Origin of the sequence: Mangrovibacterium diazotrophicum, assembly GCF_003610535.1 — a bacterium.
In the GTDB taxonomy this organism is placed as follows: Bacteria; Bacteroidota; Bacteroidia; order Bacteroidales; family Prolixibacteraceae; genus Mangrovibacterium; species Mangrovibacterium diazotrophicum.
The window spans coordinates 1,516,785-1,529,265 of the sequence record NZ_RAPN01000001.1 but is presented as its reverse complement, the minus strand read 5'-3'; the positions used below and the strand labels follow the sequence as shown (position 1 = coordinate 1,529,265).

8 protein-coding genes are annotated in these 12,481 nt (G+C 38.7%); 7 read left to right on the top strand and 1 reads right to left on the bottom strand.

The features are described 5' to 3' along the window. The first annotated feature begins 80 nt into the window (after positions 1 to 80). The 4 genes from BC643_RS06005 to BC643_RS05990 all read left to right on the top strand — a co-directional run bounded on the left by BC643_RS06005 (position 81) and on the right by BC643_RS05990 (position 6,863). Positions 81 to 1,451, top strand: a complete 1,371-nt coding sequence (locus tag BC643_RS06005; protein ID WP_120272235.1) for a TolC family protein — start codon at positions 81 to 83, stop codon at positions 1,449 to 1,451. Between the two features lie 69 nt (positions 1,452 to 1,520). Next, positions 1,521 to 2,588, top strand: coding sequence for an efflux RND transporter periplasmic adaptor subunit (locus tag BC643_RS06000; RefSeq protein WP_120272234.1), 1,068 nt, complete (start codon positions 1,521 to 1,523; stop codon positions 2,586 to 2,588). 41 nt (positions 2,589 to 2,629) lie between these two features. Continuing rightward, complete coding sequence (locus BC643_RS05995; RefSeq protein WP_120272233.1) at positions 2,630 to 5,743, top strand: efflux RND transporter permease subunit; 3,114 nt, start codon at positions 2,630 to 2,632, stop codon at positions 5,741 to 5,743. 91 nt (positions 5,744 to 5,834) lie between these two features. After that, the gene (locus BC643_RS05990) at positions 5,835 to 6,863 is read left to right on the top strand and encodes a hypothetical protein (RefSeq protein ID WP_120272232.1); all 1,029 of its coding nucleotides are present in this window, start codon (positions 5,835 to 5,837) and stop codon (positions 6,861 to 6,863) included. A gap of 46 nt (positions 6,864 to 6,909) precedes the next feature. Here BC643_RS05990 and BC643_RS05985 read toward each other — a convergent pair whose 3' ends face one another. After that, positions 6,910 to 7,236 carry a winged helix-turn-helix transcriptional regulator gene (locus tag BC643_RS05985; RefSeq protein WP_120272231.1) on the bottom strand — a complete coding sequence of 109 codons (327 nt, stop codon included), beginning with the start codon at positions 7,234 to 7,236 and terminating at the stop codon, positions 6,910 to 6,912. Positions 7,237 to 7,899: 663 nt separating this feature from the next. On the opposite strand from BC643_RS05985, the gene BC643_RS05980 reads away from it, so the two are divergent. From BC643_RS05980 to BC643_RS05970, 3 genes are all read left to right on the top strand, one after another. Further along, the gene (locus tag BC643_RS05980) at positions 7,900 to 9,033 is read left to right on the top strand and encodes a helix-turn-helix domain-containing protein (RefSeq protein ID WP_120272230.1); all 1,134 of its coding nucleotides are present in this window, start codon (positions 7,900 to 7,902) and stop codon (positions 9,031 to 9,033) included. A gap of 616 nt (positions 9,034 to 9,649) precedes the next feature. Beyond that, entirely contained in the window at positions 9,650 to 11,968 is a 2,319-nt protein-coding gene (locus tag BC643_RS05975) for a porin family protein (RefSeq protein ID WP_120272229.1), read from the top strand. 39 nt (positions 11,969 to 12,007) lie between these two features. Then, a complete protein-coding gene (locus BC643_RS05970; RefSeq protein ID WP_120272228.1) occupies positions 12,008 to 12,379 on the top strand; it encodes a hypothetical protein in 372 nt (123 codons plus the stop codon). The last annotated feature ends 102 nt before the right edge of the window (positions 12,380 to 12,481 follow it).

The window sequence follows — 12,481 nt, the reverse complement described above, 5'->3', positions numbered from 1 at the left end:
ACGTCAATCTGGCTTGGGTTTTTTAAGTAGTCTTTATCAAGGATTCCAACTGTTAGGTTTGCCGGTAAAAATATCGCAAGATGACGTTCAAAAAATTAAACCTAACTATCTCACTGGTACTGCTCGTTTGTTTTCATGCGTTCTCTCAGGATTTGCAGAAGATGGATATTAATAGACTGCTGAAATTTGCTACCGAAAACAACTACGAGCTCAGGGAAGCAAAATTCAAGAAAGTCCAAAGTGAATTGACCGTCAAGGAAACCAAAGCTAACGGTTTACCCAAGGTAGATGGTGAAATGGACTACAAGAATTACTTAAGTCTTCCTACCATTATTCTTCCAGGAAGCCTTACTGGAGTGGCTGGAGCCCCGGATATTGAATCCCAGTTCGGTAAGATTCATAATCTGGATGCTTCTATTCAGTATTCGCAGCTTCTGTTTTCACTCAAGTATATTGACGCCGTAAAGACAACAAAAAAAGTACTGCAAATAAGAGAGCTTGAAGTAGATAAGTCTGAAGAAGAACTGGTACAGCTACTCTATTCCGAATATTATAACCTACTGGCAATTTATAAAAACCTGGATATAATAGAGGGGAACATGGAGTCTCTAAAATTGAATCGGGAAAATGTTGCTGCCCTCGTTTCCGGGGGACTGGCTTTGCAGACTGACTTAGATAAAATTGACGTCAATTATGCGAATCTCGAAGCTAGTCGGGAAAATGTGCTGGCCGGTATCGATGTCCAAACCAATAATATCAAATATATTATTGGAATGGAACCAGACATAGCGCTGGAAATAGATACAACTGGGTTTGAACAGCAATTTAGTAATGCAAAATTTATTGATCGTTATGGTGAGGACTCACTTGACGTGAACAACTTAATCGAAGTTGAGCTACTAAATAAGAATTTAGAATTAAACGAAGCTCAGATAAAACTGGCCAAGGCAGAAGCAACTCCGACGATTGCATTTTATGGCAGTTATATGTATCAGGCTCAAAGAGATGAATTTAACCTGTTTAATTTTGATGAAAAGTGGTTTAAAGTGAGCCTGATTGGGGTCCGTGCTACGATACCAATTTTTGCTGGATTTAGTAACCGGGCGAAAATTAGTAGTGCCAAAATTGATATGGAGATAACGCACGATAAACTGGCCAAAGCAAAGCAAGGACTCAATCTACAGTACCAAAATGCTTTGATGAGCTACCATACCAGTATCAAGAATTGTCGCATTCAGAGTAAGAATGTTGCGTTATCCGAACGGGTTAAAAAGCAGGAAGAGGTCAAGTACAAAGAAGGAATCGGAACGCTTACAGACTATTTAATTTCAGAAAGCGATTATCGCAACGCACAAATCAACTTCGTCCAGAATTTCCTCAATATGAAAAAGGCAGAAATTGACCTTTTGAAAGCAAAAGGACTCTTGAAATCATTCGCTAACATCGACTAAAAACGCGGGACCAATATTCGCACAATAAAGAAAACCTGTACTTATCAAAACAAAACAAATAATTGCAAAATGAAAAATATTATAAAAAAGACCCTTTACCTACTTGCGACCATACTGATTGGTGTATTCGTGTTTTTTCAATTGAGATCCAATAAAGCAGAAACCGCCAAAGTCACAGAGTTAGCCACTCAAACAGGTAGCTTTTATCCTGTAAAGGCAATGATCGTTCAAATGGGAACGATGGAAACACAAATTCAAATTAATGGTTTTCTTCAATCGGTAACGGACCTGGACGTACTTGCGGAGACGCAAGGGGTAATTAAAGAAGTCTTCAAAGAGAAAGGCGATTTCGTTGTCAAAGGGGATATTATTGCGCAGGTGGATGATGAACTATTAGCAGCACAGCTCTCGGCTAGCAAAGCAGCTTACCAACAACTTAACAGGGAAGTGGAGCGCTTTACGAAACTTCATGCTCAAAACGCCGTGACAGATCAGAAGCTGGAAGAGATTAAGCTTAATTTCGAATCAGCAGAAGCTTCCTATATTGCCGCAAAGAGGCAATACGATGATACCAAGATTAAAGCCCCTGTAGGGGGATTCATTGAGAATGATTTTATCGAGAAAGGACAGTATATTTCAAGGAATGCGCAGATTTGTAATATCATTGATGCCAAAAAACTGAAACTTAAAGTATCCGTTTCCGAGCAGGATTATCAGCATATTCAATTGGGGCAGAAAGTTAAGATCAGCACCTCTGTTTATTCGAATATCGAATTTGAAGGGGAAATCAGCTATATCGGTAAGAAGGCAGGCTTCGGAAATACCTTCGATGCCGACATTACAATTATCAATGACGAAAGGAACCGTTTAAAGGCCGGGATGTTTGTTACCGCCACGTTGACCCTGATAAATAGTACTCCAGGCATTTATATCCCAAGAAAAGCGATTAACGGGTCTCTGAAAGATGCCTCTGTTTACACAATCAAAGATGGCGTTGCGAATCTAATAAGCGTAACAACCGGGAATATCGAAAATGATCAAGTAGAGATAACTAGTGGTTTAGTTTCCGGTAGCCAGATTGTAACACAAGGTAATTACAGCATTTTTGATGGTGCGAAAGTTAAAGTCATGGACTAATCACCTATTAACATCGGACCTATAAATTAAAAATTGAATAGATGAAACTCGTCAGCACATCGATAAAAAGAAGCACAGTACCTATCGTATTGTTCACGATATTGATCCTTCTTGGGTTATTTTCAGCCACAAAAATAAAATACGCTTTAATGCCTGAGATTACTACTGCAACAGTGGTCGTATCAACGGTATATCCTGGGGCCGGCCCAAATGAAGTGCAGCAATCAGTAACGATTCCAATAGAAGACGCTGTTGCTTCCTTGAGTGGGATTGAAGAAATTGAATCCAATTCGCTTGAGAACTTATCAATTATTACGCTTTCTCTAGCTCTGGATGCGGATGTAGATGTGGCGGTTCAAGAAGCCACACAGAAGATTAACAGCATTGTTGCCGATTTACCCAAGGAAATTCGGACTCCTTCGATCGAAAAATTTGACCTGAGTGCGCTCCCAATATTCGTCGCCGGGGTGAAGTCAGACCTTTCTGAGACTGAATTTTTTCAGTTCGTCGATAAACAAATAAAACCGGAACTAGCAAGTATTCAGGGAGTTTCAAGGGTTGAATTAGCTGGTGGACTTGAACGTGAAATCAAAATCATGTTGGATCCCCGTAAATTGGAGGCAGCTAAACTCAACTTACTGGAAGTATCTAAGATGATTGAGTACGCCAATATGGAACTTCCAACCGGGAAACTCAAAACTAACGCGAATGAAATGACTATTCGCTTGTCCGGCAAAATCAGGACAATTCAGGAATTGAAGGAAATTATTGTCGGTGGTTCGGAAACAGGGGTCGTTATAAAATTGGGGGATATCGCAGATATCTACGATGGAGTTAAAGATCCGGAAAAAATTACCAGACTGGATGGAGCAGAAACTATTGGTATTGAGATAAGTAAGCAGAAAGATGCTAACTCAGTCGAAGTTGCAAAACTAGTTCGGGAAAAGTTCGCCGAGCTGGAAGCTTCTTACAAGGCCGATAACCTGAAATTTACAACAGCTGACGACCAATCTCGATTCACAATTGCTGCTGCTGATGCTGTCATGCACGATTTGATTCTGGCGATCGTACTTGTGTCTCTGATTATGCTGGTCTTTCTGCACAGCATGAGAAATTCGATTTTCGTATTGGTTGCCATCCCAACCTCATTGATTTCAACCTTCACAGCAATGTATCTTTTCGGGTTCTCTTTCGACCTGATCAGTTTAACTTCACTCTCGCTCGTGGTGGGGTCGCTGGTGGACGATGCTATTGTTGTGATCGAAAATATCTACCGCCACATGGAAATGGGGAAAAATAGAATCCAGGCGTCTTATTTCGCTGTCAAAGAGCTTGGGATGACAGTTACAGCGATCACTTTAGTATTGGTTGCCGTATTTCTTCCGATTGCCTTTGTAACGGGGATTGTTGGAGATATTCTTCGTGAATATGCAGTGACTATTGTCGTTTCAATGTTACTCAGTTTGTTGGTTTCCTTCACGCTGGTGCCTTGGATGACTTCGAAATGGGCAAAATTGGCTACTCCGAAAAATAACTTACTGGGAAAACTGTTGGCTATCTTTGAATACGGAATAGAACGCTTTAACAAAGTTATTCATAAAGCCATGCTTTGGGCCCTCAATCACAAAGCTGTTACACTAGTTGCCTCTGGTCTTTTATTTTTTGGAACATTTACGCTGTTTCCTGCTGGGTTTATTGGCGCTGAATTTGCATCTGCAGGTGACCGTGGATCTTTCATGTTAAGACTTGAATTCCCTCATGATATTAGCTTAGCAGAGAATAATAATGAAACCCGCCAGGTTGAAGAATTTTTAATGCAACAGCCGGAAGTAGATATGGTTTATACGACTGTAGGTAAGAAATCCGGCATCATCACAACTTCGGCAACACCATACTATACAGAAATTAGCGTCAATATGGTTCCCCTGGATCAACGTAACATCTCGACCAATATTTTCGCTCGGAAAATTCGGTCTAAACTAGAGGAGATGGTTATTGGTGCTAAGATCAAAGCAGTTGCAGTAAACCTGATGGGAAGTGAAGACGTGCCCTTAAAATATTATATCGTAGGTCATAACATCGATAGCGTGATGGTCTATTCTCAAACGGTGCTGCAAGCACTCAAGTCAATAGATGGAACAGTTGAAACCGAATTAAGTGTTGATTTAGCGAATCCTGAATACAATATTGTGGTCGATCGCGATAAAATGACAAAACTCGGGTTAAACCTGGCAATGGTAGGAGGAGTTCTAAGAACGTCTTTTGCTGGAAATACAGATAATAAATTCAGGGACGGAGAAGAGGAGTATGATATCAATATACAACTCAATGCCGCAGATCGACGGACCAAAAGTGATCTGGAAAATATTTCTTTTGTGTCCATGAGTACGGGGAAGTTGATAAAGCTCTCTCAGTTTGCAGAAGTTCGAGAAAGCACCGGACCGTCCAACCTGGAACGGTACAATCGTTCTCCCTCCGTTCAGCTGACTAGCCAGATTATTGGTGTGTCGCAAGCAACGGTTCAGTCGGAGTTTACTGAAAAATTGAATGCACTGAGGGCTCCCAAATCAACAAAGGTAACTACATCAAAACTGACGAAGTTGATGGCAGAATCGTTCTCGGATCTCGGACTTGCGTTTTTGGCTGCTATTATTTCGATTTATCTGATTATGGTGGTCTTATACAATAGTTGGGCAGATCCGTTTATCGTTATGTTTTCTATCCCATTGTCGATTACCGGAGCGATTTGGGCGCTTGCTCTAACAAATCTGACACTGAATATCTTTTCTATTTTGGGTATGGTTATGCTTGTCGGGCTGGTTGCCAAAAATGCGATTCTGATAGTAGACTTCGCCAATGAGTTGATGAGTAATGGAAAGGAGCTGTCAACAGCAATTTCGGAAGCTGTAGAATTGCGTTTTCGACCGATTCTAATGACCAATGTTTCTATGATTATAGGTTTGATTCCTTTGGCTTTTTCTCAAAGTGAAGGTGCGGAATGGAAGAATGGTATTGGCTGGACTTTGATCGGTGGTCTAACTGTTTCAATGGTGCTGTCCATGATTATTGTTCCGGTAGTTTTTTACCTGGTGAAACGAATTCAACAAAAGATGGGAGTTTTCAATAAAACGAAAATTCAGTTTGAAGAGTCATAGTTAGTTTTTTATCAAAAATAGTCATTGGTTAATGCAGCTATAATTTCTGGACGCAGGTTTTATAGCTGTTTTTCATTTAATAAAACATCAAATGCGGAAGAGTAAACGGTTATCCAGAATTATTTTTAGCGGAGCTTTGTTCATTTTACCAACGCTATTTGTAAATGTAGCAGCACAATCAAAATCATCAGGCGAGAGTGCCCGGGAGGCGATGGAAAGAGCTTATTGGGAAAAGATGACATTGAAAAACCCGTCTTTGCGATCTGTCCTGGTGAGTTCAGAGTTCATCCCGCAACACCGAATCAATTCTAAGTTAAATGGATCACCTTATTTCACGGGAGATGCTGATCTGTTAAGAAACTCAGTTCAAATGAGGTTCCCGGTGATTAAATGGAATAACAAATCGATTGATTTAACCGGAAGTGCTTTGAATCAAAGAACAGTTTTGACGGAAGTTGAGAATTTCTATCCTGGGAATATAGATTTTGAACACAAGGTGAGCCAAACTAGTTTAGGGATTGTCGCTGGCTTTACAATGAGATCGATGCTATTTAAAAAGCGGATAATTTATCGGATAAATTTTAGTAGTCTTTTTGATTCCGATTTTTCACAATCACAACACTCTCTTGTCGGAGTTGGGCTTATAAGCCTCAAGAGCAATGCCTATACAAGTCTATCTGTTGGTTTAGCGATAATTGCTAGTCCAACTGTCAAAATACCTGTATTTGGGTTAGTAAGTTACGAGCATACTTTTGCTACTTTAGGACTTGAACTTTCTGCAAATCTTCCCTATCGATTGAGTTTGCGGAAAGAATTGACAGCCAGAAGTGCTCTGTCGTTTGTCAATGAACTGGGAGGGCCGATGTTTTTCTATCAGACTACGGGGGGGTATACCGTAAATCAAGCTCGTTTAAATATGACAGAATTGCGAATAGGATTACTTTGGGAAAGAAGACTTGGCAAAATATTGGTCTGTGGAGCTTCCTTTGGTTGTGTTAACACATTTAAATCAGAAATTCACAATGTCGTTGCTTTTAGAGATTTGGGAACAATATTGAAAAATGAGGCTGCATTTGACTATTATTTCGGTTTGAATTTTTCAGTGTTGTCTTTTCGTTGATTTTTATTTCGGATTGAATGTGATGTGTTTAGGTGCGATTGTGGGTTTATTCCTCAAAACCATCAATCGATTTTTCAAAAAGGATACCTCCTTTAAACATTCCCTTTAATACGGGATGAATTTCTCGACCAAGTTTTGTCAAACTATATTCAACTCGTGGTGGAACTTCAGGAAAGACAGTTCTATTAATTATTCCGTCTGTTTCCAATTCTTTCAATTGTTTAGTCAGCATGCGTTCGCTAATGTCAGGCAATAATTTAACTAACTCACTATACCTCTTGTCTCCTTGATAAAGGTGTAAAATGATTGTTCCTTTTCGTTTTCCCTTGACCACGTTTATAAATGTATCAATCGGACAATAACTTTTTTTCATTTTTTTCTCCCTTTAAGCCTCTAAAATATTAAAACAGAACTAACAGTTCGTATGACTTGATTTGTGAGGTGTTGGTGTCTGGTTATTTTGTGTGGGTGATTATACAAAAATACGTAAAAATAAGGGTAGGACACGCAATAAACAAGTCCACCCTCAGAATGTTCGGTGCTGAAGACGAAAATGGATGCTACTTCAGCGAAGTGAAAGACAGGAATTTAAAGATAGACACCGTTACAGTGTAATACTGTTCCTTAGATGATAAAGATGTTTTATTTGCTTCTGTCAACAATTTGGTTACGTAATATTATTGTGCTTTTGGTATAGCTGTTGTTGGGGTAGATGAGGAATCAAAATTGAAACCATCCTTTGTTTGAAAAGCATTTTTTTTGCCAGCTATAACCTGGGGGTTGAATACTGACGTTGACCTTGCGTAGATAAAACAAAGATCCGAATTAATATTTAGGGGAAATATAAAAGGAAGAACTGTTGAAAATTTGACGAGATGAATTATCAATGTGCCGTTATTCATGGTGATAAGAAGATTGTAGTTGATTTGTGCTGTGTGAACAGGTGTTGGATATTCTTTTATTTTGAATCGTCAGTTTAAAATCATTTTGTTGATCTTAATTATTTGCTGCTTGAAAAATATTTTAGATTTGTAAAATGGAAAGTACGGTTTATTACTTGGGAATATCCCAGTCATTATTCTCTGCTATTTTTATCCTTTTCCGGAAAAGATTGAAATTAGCGGATATTATGCTCGCTTCCTGGTTTTTTTATCTAACTGCTCTGTTTGTCTTTAATATTGTCAAACTAAAGGCTGGTTATCACGAGGATTTGTGGCCAATCTCTCTGATTTTGTATATAGGCTTTCCAATTAGTCTTTTTATGTATTCTAAATACATAACCAAAGATTATGAGCATTTTCAACGCAAAGATTATTTATTTCACCTGCCTCAGATCGTTGTTTTTCTAGCTATACTGCTCGCTTATGACTTTGGTATCGATAGTATTGGATCATTTGGAGATTATTTTAACAGCCTAAGAGGGTTAAAGTATTCAACCGGTATTTTCTTTCACATTTGTTTGGTTTTTTATTCAATAGGAGCTTATTACAAGATCCATAAATATAAGAAGCAAATAGGGAATGCTTATTCTTTTGAATCTCAGTCGATAAATCTTAGTTGGCTTCGATTTGTTGTGATATCGTTCTTTGTGGTATTTAATTTTATAATTGTCGTTAGTGCCTTCAAGACGATTGACTCAGCATTTAGGAACGTTGAAATGTTTCGAAGTGGAGCTTTACTTGTTTTTGTTTATATCCTCAGTTTTTTTGGACTTAAGCAGCAACAGCTAATTACTGGCGAAGATTCGATCAGCTTGAACGAGAATTTGGAGCACACAGAATCCTCGTCCGATCGTTATAAAAAATCAGGATTGAAAGACCAGAAAGCCGAGGAATATCTGAATTTGTTGATCGAATATATGAATCAACACAAAGCATGGAAAGATCATGAACTTACAGTTGCTAAACTCTCTGACGCGACAGGCATCCCCAAATATTATATCAGTCAGGTGCTCAATGAGAATCTCCAGAAGAACTTCTACACTTTTGTGAATGAATACCGGGTTGAGTGCGCAAAAAACATGATTGTTTCTCCCAAATATAAAGACTGGTCAATTGTCGCGATTTCTTTTGAATGTGGATTTAATTCTAAAGCTGCATTCAATAACTTTTTCAAAAAGTATACAGAAATGACTCCAAGTGAGTATAAGAAATCAGTTATTGGTTCTTAAATAGAACTATTACAATTGTATCGTAAATATCAGAATCAAAGACTTGGACTTGTTGAGATTCCTTCTTGTCTAAGATGTTCTTATCCGAGAACTAAAAAACACGTTATCTCCCGGCGAACAAACCTTTATCAAGCCAGTTTTTACCATCCTTTCGTTCTCTCGTTGGTGATTCCGAAGAACACAATTCAACGCCAATTATTCAACGTTTTGGATCGTCTTCAGTTTTGCTACTTGATCCTTTATCTACATTTCAACATTAGCTAGCTCTTTAAAAAGGGAGAGTATATCCAATCTCTTTATTCACGATGCTGGCGGACGGTTAAAGGGGAGAGATCGATCGTTTTATCGAATATAAAAATCAAATCCAAACAATTTTTCTTTGCTCTTTTTTGTGTTTAGATAATCATGTAAGTGTCAGAAATAGAGAATCCTCAGGAATCTGTACTTGTCAATGCTTGATTAGATATACGTCTATTTTCTTGGGTCAGCATAGATAGACGTTTGATTAAATATCATTGTATAGGTTTGAACGAAAATGATTACCAAACTAGATCAACAAAATTGAAATGGCATTCTGCTAATCATTGATTTAACGTTTAAACCTAATAATATAGAAATGAAAAAAACATTTTTTTATCTCTGCTTTTTGACATTGTTGCTCACTCCGAGCGTATATACTTTTGCTCAGGAAGCAAAGATTGATACCGTTATTGTGTTGGAGAGCTCAATTGCTCACCGGAAGGAAGAGAAGAATCGTAATGTAATGCTTAACGCCGATGCAGCAACTGGTCCGCGCGAGGTGAATATTGGTTTGCCGTTTCGAGGCGATATCGTTATTTTGGAGAATGGTGTTCCTGTCGTATTTTCTTTTTGGCCGACGATGCCGACGTTTGCTTGGAATGTTGATAACAGCTTAGGTCGGATGGGGCTCCTCTCTTTTGAAGAAGGTGCCTTATTATATGGTAAGGTTGGTTTTGCTGTTCAAAGTTACGATAGAGATCCTGGTCGTAAATTTCAAGGGTATGCATCTTCTTTTATAAGTAGTGTTGGGTCTTCCAGATTTGATATGACAGTTACCGGACCTCTTGGTAATAAGGGGTGGGGATATATGGTCAGTGCGTATCAATCATTCGACCGGGGCTACGGAACCAATCTCATGTATACACCTTGGGATAACAAAACATCGAATGCTAAATTTGCCATTAGTAAAAAGTATAAGAAAGGTAGCGTAAAGTTACTCTATAAATACGTTGAAGCTCAAATCGGAGCTACGGCTTATTTCCCGGTAATCTACAAAGGAGATGGAGAAGTCGAAGAATATCCTGGATTTAGATTAGGGAAAGATTCTTATTTCCCCAGAAACGGTCTGATTCCTTATCGAGATGTTATGGGGGATGCACAGTGGGCTGATCTGACGAAAGATGAATTCTCTAAGTCTAAATCACATAATATTTACTTAATGGGAGATCACCGTTTTGACAATGGTTGGAAACTCGATTATTCGGCTCTTTATCAGAACATGAAATCTCCATTGATTATTGAATTCCCTTTAAGTTTGATGATTTGGGATACGCAGGAGTCACCCTATTCTTATATGAATTTCTATAAAGCTGGAAGTTCTGATGTGTATGAAGGTCGTCACGTGCAAATGATGTATAACCAGTTGATGCCGCAGTCCGACTGTGAATATTTTGTCACCAGACTGGAGATGAACAAAAAAATCAAAAATCATAGTGTTCGAATTGGTGCAACGTATCAGAATAACAATAGAGAATATACGACTTACGGAGGAGCATATTTAATGTCGGTAGAACCAAATCCGGTGTTACTAAGTATGTCTCCCAACGATGATACTGTCGTCTTTAGTGGCGCATGGGGAACTATTAGTCATGACAAATATAGTCGGACAGCGCTTTACGCATCAGATGATTTCAATTTTGGATCGAGATTGGAGTTGAGTTTGGGCGCAAGACTTGAACATCAAAATTATACCGATTATCACAATCCCTATGTGAACAATGAAGGGCAGGAGGATAAGGAACCAATCAAAAAGGAATTTAATAATAAATTCAATAAAGTAGGTTACGCCAAATTTGTGTATAAATTGACAAATAGTTTCGGCTTCGTGGGTGATATTAGTTATAACAGCGAAAATAAAGCTTACTGGGATTACACATACCGGGACTCAGAAGGTAAAGCTGTTGACGAAAATGGTTTGACAGCATCAGAAGGTGGTCATCCCAGGACAACTGAACCAGGAAGTTACGAAACTGCAGTGACAAAAATGGGAGGTGGTGTCTATTTGAATATTGGCAAACAAATAAGCCTTGTTTCGATGTTGACATCCATCAAAAAGAATGAAGTACCAGGAGCTGCGACTTTGGATGATCCGTCAGGAAGTGGGTTACGTGCCGATTTTGGACCGGAATTCTACAATATCGAAACGATGGGCTGGTCAACGGATATCACCGCACAACTGTTCAGAAATTTCAATATTCACTATCTGTTGACTCTACAAAATCCACAGTACAAAGACTATGAAGTTAGTGGCTTCGGGCAAACATTGTCCTACAGTGACAAAACAATTCCAGCTCTATCTAAAGTGTTGATGGAAATTGATCCAAGCTACATGTTTGCTCAAGGCAAGTTGAAGGCATGGGTTAGTCTGCGATATTTTGGAAAGCAATACTCAAATGAAACAAATGCTTTCTCATGGAATCCGTGGTGGGAGAATTTCGGAGGATTAGATTATATGGTGAATAGAAAACTAACCCTCAAATTGCAAGTGGTTAACTTCCTGGATCAATCAGGCGTTAAAGGAGCAATCCAAGGTGGCTCTCAGATAGACTCTGATGAAGATTATATTGGCAAGCCAATTGTTGCAAATGCTATTCGTCCAAGAACGGTCGAATTGAAAGTAGATTTTAAATTCTAATTACACTTAATAATTCTATTAATTTAAAAATTTGAAGTTATGAATAAGGTTTTTTCAATTTTGATGGGAATGTTCTTAATGCTGACTGTTTTCGCGAACAACGTACAAGCTGAAGGTGAATACTTTCTCGGTAAATGGAACATTATGGTAATGGGAACACCTAACGGAGATTCTCCAATGAAAGCGGAAGTCGTTAAGAAAGACGGTAAGATCGTTGTGTTAATGCAAAGCGAAGAAGGTGGTGAGTTGAAACCGGTTGATCGCTTCGAAATCTCCGACACAGAACTGACAGCTTATTGGGTTGCAGGTGGATACAATGTTTATTTGTTCTTGGAGAAAGTCGATGAAGATAACGTTGAAGGTTCATTGATGGATATGTTCGATGCTACAGGTGAACGCGCTAAGGAATAATCTATAAATCTCAGGGAGGATAGGTATTCTATCCTCCCTTTTCTCTGAGAGAAATAAACAAGCTTTCTAAACTTAATTATATCAGGCGATCGTATTGAAGTA

Excerpts from the sequence above, each read along its gene's own strand:
- BC643_RS05975 (WP_120272229.1), top strand. The coding sequence starts at position 9,650 with ATGAAAAAAACATTTTTTTATCTCTGCTTTTTGACATTGTTGCTCACT.
- BC643_RS05990 (WP_120272232.1), top strand. The coding sequence starts at position 5,835 with ATGCGGAAGAGTAAACGGTTATCCAGAATTATTTTTAGCGGAGCTTTG.
- BC643_RS05970 (WP_120272228.1), top strand. The coding sequence starts at position 12,008 with ATGAATAAGGTTTTTTCAATTTTGATGGGAATGTTCTTAATGCTGACT.
- BC643_RS06000 (WP_120272234.1), top strand. The coding sequence starts at position 1,521 with ATGAAAAATATTATAAAAAAGACCCTTTACCTACTTGCGACCATACTG.
- BC643_RS05995 (WP_120272233.1), top strand. The coding sequence starts at position 2,630 with ATGAAACTCGTCAGCACATCGATAAAAAGAAGCACAGTACCTATCGTA.
- BC643_RS06005 (WP_120272235.1), top strand. The coding sequence starts at position 81 with ATGACGTTCAAAAAATTAAACCTAACTATCTCACTGGTACTGCTCGTT.
- BC643_RS05985 (WP_120272231.1), bottom strand. The coding sequence starts at position 7,236 with ATGAAAAAAAGTTATTGTCCGATTGATACATTTATAAACGTGGTCAAG.
- BC643_RS05980 (WP_120272230.1), top strand. The coding sequence starts at position 7,900 with ATGGAAAGTACGGTTTATTACTTGGGAATATCCCAGTCATTATTCTCT.